The sequence below is a fragment of the Streptomyces sp. NPDC003077 genome, from assembly GCF_040611095.1.
In the GTDB taxonomy this organism is placed as follows: domain Bacteria; phylum Actinomycetota; class Actinomycetes; order Streptomycetales; family Streptomycetaceae; genus Streptomyces.
Genome location: NZ_JBEXNM010000024.1, coordinates 54,876 through 69,826 on the forward strand (window position 1 = coordinate 54,876; position 14,951 = coordinate 69,826).

Sequence of the window (14,951 nt, forward strand, 5' to 3'; positions counted from 1 at the left end):
AGGCCGTGTAATGTCTTCATCGCTCGCCCCAATAGCTCAGTCGGCAGAGCGTCTCCATGGTAAGGAGAAGGTCTACGGTTCGATTCCGTATTGGGGCTCTGATGTGTGAGGTATCTCGTCCTCGCGGACGAGATGCTCCTCGCATCACAGCGGTGTAGCTCAGTCGGTAGAGCAAGCGGCTCATAATCGCTGTGTCACCGGTTCAAGTCCGGTCACCGCTACTCACAGTAGCCGATTGTTGGGTCGGTCCTTCGATCGGCTACTCTTTTATGCGTTCATCCGTCCGTACCGTCAAGGAGCACTCACGTGGCTGCCACCGACGTCCGCCCGAAGATCACGCTGGCCTGCGTGGAGTGCAAGGAGCGGAACTACATCACCAAGAAGAACCGGCGCAACGACCCGGACCGTCTTGAGATGAAGAAGCACTGCCCCCGCTGCAACGCGCACACCGCGCATCGCGAGACGCGATAAGTCAGGCTCGTTCACGAGGCCGCCCCCACTTCTGGGGGCGGCCTCGTAGCGTTATCACTGCACCAGTTTCAGGGAGGTTGCGAGCACATGGCGCTCGACCAGTCCTTTGTCGGGCGGTCCTACCCGCCCACAGCCCCTTATGAGGTCGGCCGGGAGAAGATCCGCGAATTCGCCGAGGCGATCGGCGACACGAACGCGGCGTACACCGATCCCGAGGTGGCCAGGGCGCTCGGGCACCCGGATGTGATCGCGCCGCCGACTTTTGTGTTCGCGATCACTTTCAAGGCCGCGGGGCAGGTCGTGGAAGATCCGCAATTGGGTCTGGATTACGACCGGGTGGTGCACGGCGACCAGAAGTTCTCCTACACCCGGCCGGTGCGCGCCGGTGACCGGCTGCGGGTCACCACGACCATCGAGGCCATCAAGTCCATGGCGGGCAACGACATCCTCGACATCCGGGGCGAGGTGCACGACGAGGCGGGCGAGCACGTCGTGACCGCCGTCACCAAGCTGGTGGCCCGGGCCGCCGAGCCCAAGGCGGACGAGGCCAAGGCGGACGAGCCGGCCGCGAACACCGGAGGTGCCTGAGATGGCCGCGAAGATCTCCTATGACGCCGTCGAGGTCGGCACCGAGCTGCCCGCCATGACGTTCCCCGTGACGCGCGCCACGCTGGTCCGGTACGCGGGCGCCTCCGGCGACTTCAACCCGATCCACTGGAACGAACGTTTTGCCAAGGAGGTCGGCCTCCCGGACGTGATCGCGCACGGCATGTTCACCATGGCCGAGGCCGCCCGGGTGGTCACCGACTGGACGGGTGACCCGGGTGCCCTGGTCGACTACGGCGTGCGCTTCACCAAGCCGGTGGTCGTGCCCAACGACGACGAGGGCGCGGTCATCGAGGTCAGCGGCAAGGTCGCGGCCAAGCTGGACGACGAGGCCCGCACGGTCCGGGTCGACCTGGTCGCCATGAGCGCGGGCCAGAAGGTGCTGGGCATGTCCCGCGCCGTGGTCCGGCTCGCCTGATCCACGGGCCCGGGTGCACGGGGGCGGTCCCGCCGGAGCGGCGGAACCGCCCCCGTACCCTTGTGCGCGTGCAGGAACTCCACGACGCGCCCCTGGCCCCGCTGACCACCTTCCGCCTCGGCGGACCGGCGACCCGCCTGGTCACCGCCACCACGGACGACGAGGTGACCGCGGCCGTCCGCGCGGCGGACGACGCCGGGACGCCGCTGCTGCTGATCGGCGGCGGCTCCAACCTCGTCATCGGGGACAAGGGCTTCGAGGGCACCGCCCTGCGCATCGCCACCCGCGGCTTCGAGCTCGACGGCACCACTCTGACGCTGGCCGCGGGCGAGAACTGGTCGGACGCGGTGGCCCGCACGGTCGCGGCCGGGCTGGCGGGCATCGAGTGCCTGGCCGGTATCCCCGGGTCCGCCGGTGCCACGCCGATCCAGAACGTGGGCGCGTACGGGCAGGAAGTGTCCTCGACCATCAGTGAAGTGATCGCGTACGACCGGCGGGCGGGCGAGACCGTCACCATTCCGAACGCGGAGTGCGGCTTCGCGTACCGCCACAGCCGCTTCAAGGCGGAGCCGGACCGGTACGTCGTCCTGCGGGTGCGCTTCGAGCTGGAGGACGCGGACGGGCTGTCCGCGCCCCTGAAGTACGCCGAGACCGCCCGCGCCCTGGGCGTGGAGGCCGGCGACCGGGTGCCCGTCGCCGCCGCCCGCGAGACCGTTCTGGCGCTGCGGGCGGGCAAGGGCATGGTGCTGGACCCGGAGGACCACGACACCTGGTCGGCCGGCTCGTTCTTCACCAACCCGATCCTCACCGGCGAGGAGCACGCCGCCTTCGTCCGCCGGGTCCACGACCGGCTCGGCCCGGACGTCACGCCGCCCGCCTACCCGGCGGGGGAGGGCCTGGTGAAGACCTCCGCCGCCTGGCTCATCGACAAGGCCGGGTTCGTCAAGGGCTACGGCACCGGCCCGGCCCGCATCTCCACCAAGCACACGCTCGCCCTCACCAACCGGGGCGCGGCCACCACCGAGGACCTGCTCGCCCTGGCGCGCGAGGTGCGCGACGGGGTGCACGCGGCGTTCGGTGTCACGCTCGTGAACGAGCCGGTGATGGTCGGGGTCGGGCTGTAGGGGGCGTCTGTCTGCCGATGCCGTCCTGTGGGTTGCTCGGGCGGGCGTCTGTCTGCCGACGCCGTCCCGTGGGCGGCCCGGACGGTCGCCCATCCGCCGGAGTCGCTGCCAGGTGGCCCGTCCGCCGACGTCACCCCCAGGCGTCCCGGTCGGTCAGCCGGCGCCCGGCGGCTCCGCCAGCCAGGCGTCGATGCCCGTCAGGAGCCGCGCGCGGACGTCCTGGGGCGCCCGTGAGGCGCGGACGGACTGGCGGGCCAGTTCGGCCAGCTCCGCGTCCGTGAAGCCGTGCGCGGCGCGCGCGAGCTCGTACTGGGCCGCCAGCCGCGAGCCGAACAGCAGCGGGTCGTCCGCGCCCAGCGCCATCGGGACGCCCGCCTCGTACAGGGTGCGCAGGGGGACGTCCTCGGGCTTCTCGTAGACGCCCAGCGCCACGTTGGACGTCGGGCAGACCTCGCAGGTCACGCCGCGATCGGCGAGGCGGCGCAGCAGTACGGGGTCCTCGGCGGCCCGCACGCCGTGCCCGACGCGGCCGGCGTGCAGGTCGTCCAGGCAGTCCCGGACGCTCGCCGGGCCGGCCAGCTCGCCGCCGTGCGGGGCCGCCAGCAGGCCGCCCCGGCGAGCGATGGCGAACGCGCGGTCGAAGTCGCGGGCCAGGCCCCGGCGCTCGTCGTTGGAGAGCCCGAAGCCGACCACGCCCTGGTCGGCGTAGCGGACCGCCAGCCGGGCCAGCGTGCGGGCGTCCAGGGGGTGCTTCATCCGGTTGGCGGCGACCAGGACCCGGATGCCCAGGCCGGTGTCGCGGGACGCGCTCCGCACCGCGTCCAGGATGATCTCCAGCGCCGGGATCAGCCCGCCCAGCCGGGGCGCGTACGAGGTCGGGTCGACCTGGATCTCCAGCCAGCCGGAGCCGTCGCGCACGTCCTCCTCGGCGGCCTCGCGGACCAGCCGCCGGATGTCGTCGGGGGTGCGCAGGCACGAGCGCGCGATGTCGTAGAGCCGCTGGAAGCGGAACCAGCCGCGTTCGTCCGTGGCGCGCAGCTTCGGCGGCTCGCCGCCGCTGAGGGCGTCCGGGAGGTGGACGCCGTACTTGTCGGCCAGTTCCAGGAGGGTCGCGGGCCGCATCGACCCGGTGAAGTGCAGGTGCAGGTGGGCTTTGGGCAGGCGACGCAGGTCTCGTTCGGCGGCCTCGCCGCGATCAGGAACACGCTCCATCCCAGGATCTTGCCGTACCCGCCGGGCCCCTCGGTAGGGCGTTTCCCGAACGGGGGCCCGTACGAAGGTGTGGTCGAAAGCCGCCGAGCAGGGCGTTCGGCGGCCGGGAGAGGGCGCGAAAACGCCCGAGGGTCCCCGGGCTCCGGGGACCCTCGGGCGGGCCGCAGACGGCGTGTGGCCGGTCCGTCGCGGACCTACGCCACGGCCTCCGCCAGCAGCTTCTGGATGCGGGACACGCCCTCGACGAGGTCCTCGTCACCCAGCGCGTACGAAAGCCGCAGGTAGCCCGGCGTGCCGAACGCCTCACCCGGGACGACCGCGACCTCGGCCTCCTCCAGGATCAGCTCGGCCAGCTCCACGCTGGTGCGCGGGCGACGACCGCGGATCTCCTTGCCCAGCACGCCCTTGACCGACGGGTACGCGTAGAACGCGCCCTCGGGCTCGGGGCACAGGACGCCGTCGATCTCGTTCAGCATCCGCACGATCGTCTTGCGGCGCCGGTCGAAGGCGACCTTCATCTCCTCGACGGCCGTCAGGTCGCCGGAGACCGCGGCGATGGCCGCCGCCTGGGCCACGTTGGAGACGTTGGAGGTGGCGTGCGACTGGAGGTTCGCCGCGGCCTTGATGACGTCCTTGGGCCCGATCGCCCAGCCCACCCGCCAGCCGGTCATCGCGTACGTCTTGGCCACGCCGTTGACGACGATGCACTTGTCGCGCAGCTCGGGCACCACGACCGGCAGCGAGGAGAACTCCGCGTCGCCGTAGACCAGGTGCTCGTAGATCTCGTCCGTCAGGACCCACAGGCCGTGCTCGGCGGCCCAGCGACCGACCGCCTCGACCTGCGCGCGGGTGTAGACCGCGCCGGTCGGGTTCGAGGGGGAGACGAACAGCAGGACCTTGGTGCGGTCCGTGCGGGCCGCCTCCAGCTGCTCCACCGAGACGCGGTAGCCGGTCGTCTCGTCCGCGACGACCTCCACCGGCACGCCGCCCGCCAGGCGGATCGACTCCGGGTAGGTCGTCCAGTAGGGGGCCGGGACGATGACCTCGTCACCCGGGTCGAGGATCGCCGCGAACGCCTCGTAGATGGCCTGCTTGCCGCCGTTGGTCACCAGGACGTTCGCGGCCTCGACCTCGTAGCCGGAGTCGCGCAGCGTCTTCGCGGCGATCGCGGCCTTCAGCTCGGGGAGGCCGCCGGCCGGGGTGTAGCGGTGGTTCTTCGGGTCGCGGCACGCCTGGACGGCCGCCTCGACGATGTAGTCCGGCGTCGGGAAGTCGGGCTCGCCCGCCCCGAAGCCGATCACCGGGCGCCCGGCGGCCTTGAGGGCCTTGGCCTTGGCGTCGACGGCGAGGGTCGCGGACTCGGAGATCGACCCGACGCGGACGGACACCCGCCGGTCGGCGGGGGACTGTGCGGGAGGAGTAGCAGCGCTCATGGGGGCATCGTCCCAGACCGCGCGAGGGCCCGGCACACGGGTTTGCGGAGGTCTCGAAGAGCTTCCTGTTCGACGCCGGGCCCAGGACCACGTACACTCGCTGACCGTTGGCCCCAACAGGCGATCATCGTCCGCTCCCTTAGTGCGGCCGGGCGGATGCGGTAGGTTGGGGAACCACAAAGGGTCGTAGCTCAATTGGTAGAGCACTGGTCTCCAAAACCAGCGGTTGGGGGTTCAAGTCCCTCCGGCCCTGCTACACGCACTTCTCACCAGGTGCGTGCACGCGTACGTACTGAAATGCACCGCCGTGCGGCTCTACCGGGCGCGGCACGGCCACGACCCGGATTCAGGTGAGGACGAGTGACGGACGCCCTGGGCTCCATCGACATGCCTGAGCGCGGTCGGTCCGCGGACGACACCGCGGAAAGCAAGAAGAAGCCCCGGCGTGGCGGCAAGCGCGGCAAGAAGGGCCTGTTCGCGCGTATCGCCCTCTTCTACCGTCAGATCATCGCGGAACTCCGCAAGGTCGTCTGGCCCACGCGCGGCCAGTTGTCGACGTACACCACTGTGGTGATCGTCTTCGTACTCATCATCATCGGTCTCGTAACCGTGATTGACTTGGGGTTCAACCAGGTCGTCAAGTACGTCTTCGGCTGATCCCGCGAAGGGCGCCTTCACGGGGCGCCCTTTGCCATGTTCAACCCCTTGAAGCCAGGAAGAAGCAGCCCAGTGTCTGACCCGAACCTGAACGAGCCCGCCGAGCCCGCCCGGGCCGCAGAGGCCGACGTTGACGCGGCCGTCCCGGCCGAGGTCGAGGGCGACGACACCGCCACGGAGGCCGTCGAGGCCGCGGAGCGCGACGAGACCGACGCCGCGGACGCTGCTGCCGCCGAGGCCGCGGACGAGACCGAGGCGGACGACGAGGCCGCCGAGGAGTCGGAGGGCGCGGACGAGTCCGAAGAGGCCGTCGAGGAGCCCGCGGACGAGGACACCGAGGACGAGGCCGAGGAGGCCGTCGACCCGGTCGCCGCGCTGCGCGAGGAACTGCGCACCCTTCCGGGCGAGTGGTACGTCATCCACACCTACGCGGGCTACGAGAAGCGCGTGAAGGCCAACCTGGAGCAGCGCGCCGTCTCGCTGAACGTGGAGGAGTTCATCTACCAGGCCGAGGTGCCTGAAGAAGAGATCGTCCAGATCAAGAACGGCGAGCGCAAGAACGTCCGGCAGAACAAGCTCCCCGGCTACGTCCTGGTCCGCATGGACCTGACGAACGAGTCCTGGGGCGTGGTGCGCAACACGCCGGGCGTCACCGGCTTCGTGGGCAACGCCTACGACCCGTACCCGCTGACCCTGGACGAGATCGTCAAGATGCTCGCCCCGGAGGCCGAGGCCAAGGCCGCCAAGGAGGCCGCCGAGGCCGAGGGCAAGCCGGCGCCGGCCCGCAAGCTGGAGGTCCAGGTCCTGGACTTCGAGGTGGGCGACTCCGTCACCGTCACCGACGGTCCGTTCGCGACGCTGCAGGCGACGATCAACGAGATCAACGCCGACTCGAAGAAGGTCAAGGGCCTCGTCGAGATCTTCGGTCGCGAGACCCCGGTCGAGCTGAGCTTCGACCAGATCCAGAAGAACTAGCTTCTTCGCACCACCAGCCACCGGACAGGTCAGACGCGCTCCTCGGAGCACGTCTGACCTGCTCGGTTTTTGGCCGCACGACCATACCCGTTATCGTTGTGCGGTATGCCTCCATCCGGATGGCCGGATGGACTGGCGAAACACCTCTCACTAGGACCCGGAGAGAGCATGCCTCCCAAGAAGAAGAAGGTCACGGGGCTGATCAAGCTCCAGATCCAGGCCGGTGCCGCGAACCCGGCTCCGCCGGTCGGCCCCGCGCTGGGTCAGCACGGCGTCAACATCATGGAGTTCTGCAAGGCCTACAACGCCGCGACCGAGTCGCAGCGTGGCATGGTCGTGCCGGTGGAGATCACGGTCTACGAGGACCGTTCCTTCACCTTCGTCACCAAGACCCCGCCGGCCGCGAAGCTGATCCTCAAGGCCGCGGGTGTGGAGAAGGGCTCCGGCGAGCCGCACAAGACCAAGGTCGCGAAGATCACGAACGACCAGGTCCGCGAGATCGCCACCACCAAGATGCCCGACCTCAACGCGAACGACATCGACGCCGCGATGAAGATCATCGCCGGCACCGCTCGTTCCATGGGCGTCACGGTCGAGGGCTGATCCCAGCCCCGTAACGGCCGTGCGGCATCCGCCGCGCACCGGTACCGCCCGTGGCAGGGCCAGGCGCTGGCCCGTACCACGACTCCACACCCATCCCCACAGGAGCAGCAGTGAAGCGCAGCAAGACTCTTCGCAACGCGGACGCGAAGATCGACCGGGAGCGTCTGTACGCCCCGCTTGAGGCCGTCCGTCTCGCCAAGGACACCTCGTCCGCCAAGTTCGACGCGACCGTCGAGGTTGCCATGCGTCTGGGTGTCGACCCGCGCAAGGCCGACCAGATGGTCCGCGGCACCGTGAACCTTCCGCACGGCACCGGTAAGACCGCCCGGGTCCTGGTCTTCGCGACCGGCGACCGTGCTGCGGCCGCGGAAGCCGCGGGCGCCGACATCGTCGGCTCCGACGAACTGATCGACGAGGTCTCCAAGGGCCGTCTGGACTTCGACGCCGTCGTCGCCACCCCGGACCTGATGGGCAAGGTCGGCCGCCTCGGCCGCGTGCTCGGTCCCCGTGGCCTGATGCCGAACCCGAAGACCGGCACCGTCACCCCGGATGTCGCCAAGGCTGTCACCGACATCAAGGGCGGCAAGATCGAGTTCCGCGTCGACAAGCACGCGAACCTCCACTTCATCATCGGCAAGGTCTCCTTCGACGAGGCCAAGCTGGTGGAGAACTACGCCGCGGCGCTGGAGGAGATCAACCGTCTGAAGCCGTCCGCCGCCAAGGGCCGCTACATCAAGAAGGCCACCATCACCACCACGATGGGCCCCGGCATCCCGCTGGACCCCAACCGCACCCGCAACCTCCTCGTCGAGGAGGAGGCCGTCTGATCTCCTGATCGACGCCTCGCGGCGCGGTAGCGCTGACGACATGGGCCGGGCCCCGCTCCTCTTCGGAGGGCGGGGCCCGGCTCTTGTGCTTTGGGGGCTGTCACAGGCGTGGGTTACGGTGCTAAGCGTTCGATCAGAAGATCAAGGGGTGGGTATGAAGAGCACCTTCGTGCGCCGGACCGGCGTCGCCGTGGCCGCGCTGGCACTCACGGCGGGCCTGTCGAGCTGTCAGAGCGGTTCGGACAAGGCCCAGGGCGACGAGGCGCGCCGCACGCCGGTCCAGGCCATCACGGCGACCTTCAAGAAGATGCAGTCGGCGAAGGCGGCCAAGGTCGATATGACCATGACGATGCCGGGCGCGTCCGGAGAGATGAAGATGTCGGGCGTCATGGGGTGGGACCCGCAGGCCATCGACATGACCGTGACCATGCCGGCCGCCGCCACGCAGGGCAAGGTCACCGCTCCGGTGCGCATGATCCAGGTCGACGGCGCCATGTACACGGAGCTGACCAGCATGAAGGAGGCGCTGCCCCCGGAGATGGCCGCCAAGAAGTGGGCCAAGATCGACATGGCGGCGATCGCGAAGAAGAGCGGCAACGAGAAGCTGCTCGCGCAGCTCACCGGTGGAGCGGGCACCACCCAGGACCCGGCCCAGCAGCTCGCGCCGCTGCTCGAATCGCCGAACGTCAAGCACGTCGGGACCGAGACGGTGAACGGCGTCTCCGCGGAGCACTACACGGGCTCCGTGAGCGTCGAGGAGGCGCTGAAGGAGCAGGAGGCCAGCAAGCTGGTCACGCCGGAGCTCCGCGAGCGGCAGCGGGAGTCGATCAAGAAGCTCGGCGTCAAGAAGTACGACATCGACATCTGGGTGAACAGCGACGACTACCCGGTGAAGATGAAGGTCGGCATGGACACGAAGACCGGCCCCATGAACCTGGTGGGGAACTACTCCGACTACGGCACCAAGGCGAACGTGCAGGCCCCGCCGGCCGCGGACACGCTCGACATCCTGAAGGAGATCGAGAAGCAGTTGGCGAAGGCGGACGCCAAGGCCTGATCGCCGGGTGGCGCGGGCGGATGGTCGTCCGCGCCTGCCCGGCCCGCCGGGCGGTGCCGGACCGGCCCCGCCCGGCGTCCGCACTGCCCGATTTGCCTCTGCGCAGGTCGTTCCCTTAATGTGTTCGGGAAGCCAAAGACCGCTGGTTGTCTCCGCATGCCCCCTGGGGCGTGTGGTGGCCGAAGGATCCGCTAGCTGCGGACGGCCTGCGCAGGTGAATGAGGAAGAGCTCCCGGTTTTGCGACCGGTTCGAGTTGTTGCCCCGTGCGCCTGCGCCGGGGCGTTTGTTTTGCCCAGCCCCTTCTGCGCGGTCCTCATCACCCGGAAGGAGGCCGAGGCTCATGGCGAGGCCCGACAAGGTCGCAGCCGCTGCGGAGATCACGGACAAGTTCCGTAACTCCAACGCCGCTGTTGTGACCGCGTACACCGGACTTTCCGTCGCGCAGCTCAAGGAGCTGCGCCGTTCGCTCGGTGACAACGCTCAGTACCGTGTGGTGAAGAACACGCTGACCAAGATTGCGGCCCACGAGGCCGGAATCACGCTGGACGAGCACCTCAAGGGCTCGACCGCTGTCGCCTTCGTGACCGGGGACCCGGTCGAGGCGGCGAAGGGTCTTCGTGACTTCGCCAAGGACAACCCGAATCTCGTCATCAAGGGCGGTGTCCTTGACGGCAAGGCGCTGACCGCCGACGAGATCAAGAAGCTTGCGGACCTTGAGTCCCGCGAGGTTCTGCTCGCCAAGCTGGCGGGTGCCATGAAGGGCTCGATGGCCAAGGCCGCCGCGACCTTCCAGGCCCCCCTCACGAAGTTCGTCCGCACCGCGGAGGCGCTTCGCAGCAAGGTGGAGCAGGGCGGTGCCGGTACGCCGGCTCCCGCCGAGGCCGCGGAGTAATCCACTCCGCAGTCCAGCGGGCCGGTACGCCCGCCGCAATGTACATCCGGCACCAGCCGATTTAGTGGAAGGACCGCCATCATGGCGAAGCTCAGCCTGGACGACCTGCTCGCGCAGTTCGAGGAGATGACCCTGATCGAGCTCTCCGAGTTCGTGAAGGCGTTCGAGGAGAAGTTCGACGTCGAGGCCGCCGCTCCGGTCGCCGTCGCCGCCGCCGGTGTCCCGGGTGCCCCGGCCGCCGCCGCCGAGGAGGAGAAGGACGAGTTCGACGTCATCCTCACCGGTGCGGGCGACAAGAAGATCCAGGTCATCAAGGTCGTGCGTGAGCTGACCTCCCTGGGCCTGAAGGAGGCCAAGGACCTGGTCGACGGCACCCCGAAGCCGGTCCTGGAGAAGGTCGCCAAGGACGCCGCCGAGAAGGCCGCCGAGGCCCTCAAGGGCGCCGGCGCCTCCGTCGAGGTCAAGTGACCTCACGGGTCGTCTGACCCCGCCCCGTGAGGGGCAGCCGGGACCCCGGTTCCGGAAGATCACGCCAAGGGCGATCACCCAAGCGGGTGGTCGCCCTCGGGCGTTCCTGGGGCGGCTGCGCCGCACCCTGCCGGCGTGCGAGTATGGTGATCTTCGTTGCCCGGACGTGCACCCCCGTGACGATCTCCCTGGGGTGGGGGGCCTTGACGAACCGCACGCAGCGCGCAATTCTCAGGGACGCGACGTCAGAAGCGATCCGAGGTCCGAGGCATGGATCGCCTGCGAAGAGGGAAGCATCGAGGTGCGCCTTGAGCGCGCGGACGGCGACAGGCGCTGGACGTGGAGTGGAAGAACGAGGGGTTCCTCCGTCGAGGAGGGTGCCGCCTCCCGGAGGGAGAAGATCGGTATCACGGTGCTGAACCGGTCCCCGGAAACTCGCTCTGGACATCAGTGTGCCAAGTGGCTACACTGACCCTTTGCGCTGCCTGTTAGCTGCTCCCTGCCCGTCACCAGGGGCATACCTGAGCCCGAGCACTGCTGAAAGAACCGCCCTACCAGGGCTTTCCCTCGGTGCGCTCGGATCAGGACCGGCACGCGCGTAGTGAGTCCGAGCCCTCGGAAGGACCCCCTCTTGGCCGCCTCGCGCAACGCCTCGACTGCCAATACGAACAACGGCGACAGCACCGCCCCGCTGCGCATCTCCTTTGCGAAGATCAAGGAGCCCCTCGGGGTTCCCAACCTCCTTGCGCTGCAGACCGAAAGCTTCGACTGGCTGCTCGGCAATGCCGCATGGAAGGGTCGCGTCGAGGCTGCGCTGGAAAGTGGTCAGGACGTCCCCACCAAGTCCGGTCTGGAAGAGATCTTCGAAGAGATCTCCCCGATCGAGGACTTCTCCGGGTCGATGTCGCTGACGTTCCGCGACCACCGATTCGAGCCTCCGAAGAACTCCATCGACGAGTGCAAGGAGCGCGACTTCACGTACGCGGCCCCGCTCTTCGTCACCGCCGAGTTCACCAACAACGAGACCGGCGAGATCAAGTCCCAGACGGTCTTCATGGGCGACTTCCCGCTCATGACGAACAAGGGCACCTTCGTCATCAACGGCACCGAGCGTGTCGTCGTCTCGCAGCTGGTCCGCTCGCCGGGCGTCTACTTCGATTCCTCGATCGACAAGACGTCCGACAAGGACATCTTCTCCGCCAAGATCATCCCGTCCCGGGGTGCCTGGCTGGAGATGGAGATCGACAAGCGCGACATGGTCGGTGTCCGCATCGACCGCAAGCGCAAGCAGTCCGTCACCGTCCTGCTCAAGGCCCTCGGTTGGACGACCGAGCAGATCCTGGAGGAGTTCGGCGACTACGAGTCGATGCGCGCCACCCTGGAGAAGGACCACACCCAGGGCCAGGACGACGCGCTGCTGGACATCTACCGCAAGCTGCGTCCGGGTGAGCCGCCGACGCGCGAGGCCGCGCAGACGCTGCTGGAGAACCTGTACTTCAACCCCAAGCGCTACGACCTGGCCAAGGTCGGCCGCTACAAGGTCAACAAGAAGCTCGGCGGGGACGAGCCGCTGGACGCCGGCGTGCTCACCGTCGACGACGTGATCGCCACCATCAAGTACCTGGTCAAGCTGCACGCCGGCGAGACCGAGACGATCGGTGAGAACGGTCAGTCGATCGTCGTCGAGACCGACGACATCGACCACTTCGGCAACCGCCGCCTGCGCAACGTCGGCGAGCTGATCCAGAACCAGGTCCGCACCGGTCTGGCGCGTATGGAGCGGGTCGTCCGCGAGCGCATGACCACGCAGGACGTCGAGGCGATCACGCCGCAGACCCTGATCAACATCCGGCCGGTCGTCGCCTCCATCAAGGAGTTCTTCGGCACCAGCCAGCTGTCCCAGTTCATGGACCAGACCAACCCGCTGTCGGGTCTGACGCACAAGCGTCGCCTCTCGGCCCTGGGTCCCGGTGGTCTGAGCCGTGAGCGGGCCGGTCTGGACGTCCGTGACGTGCACCCCTCGCACTACGGCCGCATGTGCCCGATCGAGACGCCCGAAGGCCCGAACATCGGTCTGATCGGTTCGCTGGCCTCCTACGGCCGGGTCAACGTCTTCGGCTTCATCGAGACCCCGTACCGCAAGGTCGTCGACGGCCAGGTCACCGAAGAGGTCGTCTACCTGACCGCCGACGAGGAGGACCGCTTCCTCATCGCGCAGGCGAACGCGCCGCTGACCGAGGACCTGCGGTTCGCCGAGCAGCGTGTGCTGGTCCGCCGCCGCGGCGGCGAGGTCGACCTCGTGCCGGTCGAGGACGTGGACTTCATGGACGTCTCGCCGCGCCAGATGGTGTCGGCCGCGACCGCGATGATCCCCTTCCTTGAGCACGACGACGCCAACCGCGCGCTCATGGGCTCGAACATGATGCGGCAGGCCGTTCCGCTGATCAAGGCCGAGGCGCCGCTGGTCGGCACCGGCATGGAGTACCGCTGCGCGGTCGACGCCGGCGACGTCATCAAGGCCGAGAAGGACGGTGTGGTCCAGGAGGTCTCCGCGGACTACGTCACCGTCGCCAACGACGACGGCACATACAACACCTACCGGGTGGCCAAGTTCACGCGCTCCAACCAGGGCACGTCCTTCAACCAGAAGGTCGTCGTGGACGAGGGCCAGCGGGTCATCGAGGGCCAGGTCCTCGCCGACGGCCCGTCCACCGACGAGGGCGAGATGGCCCTCGGCAAGAACCTGCTCGTGGCGTTCATGCCGTGGGAGGGTCACAACTACGAGGACGCGATCATCCTGTCGCAGCGCCTCGTGCAGGACGACGTCCTCTCCTCGATCCACATCGAGGAGCACGAGGTCGACGCCCGTGACACCAAGCTCGGCCCCGAGGAGATCACCCGGGACATCCCGAACGTCTCCGAGGAGGTCCTCGCGGACCTCGACGAGCGCGGCATCATCCGTATCGGTGCCGAGGTCGTCGCCGGCGACATCCTCGTCGGCAAGGTCACGCCCAAGGGTGAGACCGAGCTGACCCCCGAGGAGCGCCTGCTCCGCGCGATCTTCGGTGAGAAGGCGCGCGAGGTGCGCGACACCTCGCTGAAGGTGCCGCACGGTGAGACCGGCAAGGTCATCGGCGTGCGCGTCTTCGACCGCGAGGAGGGCGACGAGCTGCCCCCGGGCGTCAACCAGCTCGTCCGCGTCTACGTCGCGCAGAAGCGCAAGATCACCGACGGTGACAAGCTCGCCGGCCGCCACGGCAACAAGGGCGTCATCTCCAAGATCCTGCCGGTCGAGGACATGCCGTTCCTGGAGGACGGCACCCCGGTCGACATCATCCTCAACCCGCTGGGTGTCCCGTCCCGAATGAACCCGGGACAGGTCCTGGAGATCCACCTGGGCTGGCTCGCCAGCCAGGGCTGGAAGGTCGAGGGCGACGCCGACTGGCAGAAGCGCCTGCAGGCGATCGGCGCCGACGACGTGGCGCCGCGCACCAACGTCGCGACCCCGGTCTTCGACGGCGCGCGCGAGGACGAGCTGGCCGGTCTGTTCGACGCGACCATCCCCAACCGCGACGGCGAGCGGATGGTCAAGTCCTCGGGCAAGGCCCGGATGTTCGACGGCCGCTCCGGCGAGCCGTTCCCGGACCCGATCTCGGTCGGGTACATGTACATCCTCAAGCTCCACCACCTGGTCGACGACAAGCTGCACGCACGGTCGACCGGCCCGTACTCGATGATCACGCAGCAGCCGCTGGGTGGTAAGGCTCAGTTCGGTGGCCAGCGCTTCGGTGAGATGGAGGTGTGGGCGCTGGAGGCGTACGGCGCCGCTTACGCCCTCCAGGAGCTGCTGACCATCAAGTCCGACGACGTGACCGGCCGCGTGAAGGTCTACGAGGCCATCGTCAAGGGCGAGAACATCCCCGAGCCGGGCATTCCGGAGTCCTTCAAGGTACTCATCAAGGAAATGCAGTCGCTGTGCCTCAACGTGGAGGTGCTGTCCTCGGACGGCATGTCCATCGAGATGCGCGACACCGACGAGGACGTCTTCCGCGCCGCGGAGGAGCTCGGAATCGACCTGTCCCGGCGCGAGCCGAGCAGCGTCGAAGAGGTCTGACGGGTCTGACCGGGGCTCCCAGCCGGGAGCCCCGGTCCTCCCCCCGGGCCCGCGCGGCCCAGGGGGAGTGACCCCCATCCGGACCCCCAGACC

Annotated in this window: 14 protein-coding genes and 3 tRNA genes; 15 read left to right on the forward strand and 2 right to left on the reverse strand. The window is 68.7% G+C overall.

From position 1 onward, the window contains the following. Positions 1-25: 25 nt before the first annotated feature. The 6 genes from ABZX96_RS18265 to ABZX96_RS18290 all read left to right on the forward strand — a co-directional run bounded on the left by ABZX96_RS18265 (position 26) and on the right by ABZX96_RS18290 (position 2,619). A tRNA-Thr gene (locus tag ABZX96_RS18265) sits at positions 26-98 on the forward strand. Positions 99-148: 50 nt separating this feature from the next. Continuing rightward, positions 149-221, forward strand: a tRNA-Met gene (locus ABZX96_RS18270). A gap of 85 nt (positions 222-306) precedes the next feature. Continuing rightward, a complete protein-coding gene (gene rpmG / locus ABZX96_RS18275; protein WP_004571794.1) occupies positions 307-471 on the forward strand; it encodes a 50S ribosomal protein L33 in 165 nt (54 codons plus the stop codon). An 87-nt stretch (positions 472-558) separates the two neighbouring features. Then, the gene (locus ABZX96_RS18280; protein ID WP_355545465.1) at positions 559-1,059 is read left to right on the forward strand and encodes a MaoC family dehydratase N-terminal domain-containing protein; all 501 of its coding nucleotides are present in this window, start codon (positions 559-561) and stop codon (positions 1,057-1,059) included. 1 nt (position 1,060) lies between these two features. After that, positions 1,061-1,495: a MaoC family dehydratase gene (locus ABZX96_RS18285; protein ID WP_355545468.1), complete on the forward strand. Its 435-nt coding sequence runs from the start codon at positions 1,061-1,063 to the stop codon at positions 1,493-1,495. 68 nt (positions 1,496-1,563) lie between these two features. Then, the gene (locus ABZX96_RS18290; protein ID WP_355545471.1) at positions 1,564-2,619 is read left to right on the forward strand and encodes a UDP-N-acetylmuramate dehydrogenase; all 1,056 of its coding nucleotides are present in this window, start codon (positions 1,564-1,566) and stop codon (positions 2,617-2,619) included. A gap of 153 nt (positions 2,620-2,772) precedes the next feature. Here ABZX96_RS18290 and ABZX96_RS18295 read toward each other — a convergent pair whose 3' ends face one another. Both ABZX96_RS18295 and ABZX96_RS18300 read right to left on the reverse strand, forming a co-directional pair. Beyond that, a complete protein-coding gene (locus ABZX96_RS18295; protein WP_355545474.1) occupies positions 2,773-3,831 on the reverse strand; it encodes an adenosine deaminase in 1,059 nt (352 codons plus the stop codon). 194 nt (positions 3,832-4,025) lie between these two features. Then, positions 4,026-5,264 (reverse strand): pyridoxal phosphate-dependent aminotransferase, encoded by a 1,239-nt coding sequence (locus ABZX96_RS18300; RefSeq protein ID WP_355545476.1) that lies wholly within the window; start codon positions 5,262-5,264, stop codon positions 4,026-4,028. 180 nt (positions 5,265-5,444) lie between these two features. Here ABZX96_RS18300 and ABZX96_RS18305 point away from each other — a divergent pair. The 9 genes from ABZX96_RS18305 (at position 5,445) to rpoB (ending at position 14,858) form a co-directional block, all read left to right on the forward strand. After that, positions 5,445-5,517 (forward strand) — tRNA-Trp (locus ABZX96_RS18305). Between the two features lie 107 nt (positions 5,518-5,624). After that, on the forward strand, positions 5,625-5,921 hold the full coding sequence (gene secE / locus ABZX96_RS18310; protein WP_355545479.1) for a preprotein translocase subunit SecE: 297 nt from the start codon (positions 5,625-5,627) through the stop codon (positions 5,919-5,921). 72 nt (positions 5,922-5,993) lie between these two features. Further along, on the forward strand, positions 5,994-6,896 hold the full coding sequence (gene nusG / locus ABZX96_RS18315; RefSeq protein ID WP_355545482.1) for a transcription termination/antitermination protein NusG: 903 nt from the start codon (positions 5,994-5,996) through the stop codon (positions 6,894-6,896). A 168-nt stretch (positions 6,897-7,064) separates the two neighbouring features. Further along, positions 7,065-7,499 (forward strand): 50S ribosomal protein L11, encoded by a 435-nt coding sequence (gene rplK / locus ABZX96_RS18320; protein WP_355545485.1) that lies wholly within the window; start codon positions 7,065-7,067, stop codon positions 7,497-7,499. A 110-nt stretch (positions 7,500-7,609) separates the two neighbouring features. After that, the gene (gene rplA, locus ABZX96_RS18325; RefSeq protein ID WP_355545488.1) at positions 7,610-8,326 is read left to right on the forward strand and encodes a 50S ribosomal protein L1; all 717 of its coding nucleotides are present in this window, start codon (positions 7,610-7,612) and stop codon (positions 8,324-8,326) included. A 154-nt stretch (positions 8,327-8,480) separates the two neighbouring features. Then, a complete protein-coding gene (locus tag ABZX96_RS18330; RefSeq protein WP_355545491.1) occupies positions 8,481-9,383 on the forward strand; it encodes a hypothetical protein in 903 nt (300 codons plus the stop codon). A 341-nt stretch (positions 9,384-9,724) separates the two neighbouring features. Further along, positions 9,725-10,276, forward strand: a complete 552-nt coding sequence (rplJ, locus tag ABZX96_RS18335; RefSeq protein ID WP_355545494.1) for a 50S ribosomal protein L10 — start codon at positions 9,725-9,727, stop codon at positions 10,274-10,276. An 81-nt stretch (positions 10,277-10,357) separates the two neighbouring features. Further along, positions 10,358-10,744, forward strand: a complete 387-nt coding sequence (gene rplL / locus ABZX96_RS18340; RefSeq protein WP_355545497.1) for a 50S ribosomal protein L7/L12 — start codon at positions 10,358-10,360, stop codon at positions 10,742-10,744. 631 nt (positions 10,745-11,375) lie between these two features. Then, positions 11,376-14,858 (forward strand): DNA-directed RNA polymerase subunit beta, encoded by a 3,483-nt coding sequence (rpoB, locus tag ABZX96_RS18345; RefSeq protein WP_355545499.1) that lies wholly within the window; start codon positions 11,376-11,378, stop codon positions 14,856-14,858. The last annotated feature ends 93 nt before the right edge of the window (positions 14,859-14,951 follow it).

What these genes read in the sequence shown, in the direction of transcription:
- ABZX96_RS18280 (WP_355545465.1), top strand. Translation starts at nt 559, where the DNA reads ATGGCGCTCGACCAGTCCTTTGTCGGGCGGTCCTACCCGCCCACAGCC.
- ABZX96_RS18285 (WP_355545468.1), top strand. Translation starts at nt 1,061, where the DNA reads ATGGCCGCGAAGATCTCCTATGACGCCGTCGAGGTCGGCACCGAGCTG.
- ABZX96_RS18295 (WP_355545474.1), bottom strand. Translation starts at nt 3,831, where the DNA reads ATGGAGCGTGTTCCTGATCGCGGCGAGGCCGCCGAACGAGACCTGCGT.
- ABZX96_RS18300 (WP_355545476.1), bottom strand. Translation starts at nt 5,264, where the DNA reads ATGAGCGCTGCTACTCCTCCCGCACAGTCCCCCGCCGACCGGCGGGTG.
- rplK (WP_355545485.1), top strand. Translation starts at nt 7,065, where the DNA reads ATGCCTCCCAAGAAGAAGAAGGTCACGGGGCTGATCAAGCTCCAGATC.
- ABZX96_RS18330 (WP_355545491.1), top strand. Translation starts at nt 8,481, where the DNA reads ATGAAGAGCACCTTCGTGCGCCGGACCGGCGTCGCCGTGGCCGCGCTG.
- rplJ (WP_355545494.1), top strand. Translation starts at nt 9,725, where the DNA reads ATGGCGAGGCCCGACAAGGTCGCAGCCGCTGCGGAGATCACGGACAAG.
- rplL (WP_355545497.1), top strand. Translation starts at nt 10,358, where the DNA reads ATGGCGAAGCTCAGCCTGGACGACCTGCTCGCGCAGTTCGAGGAGATG.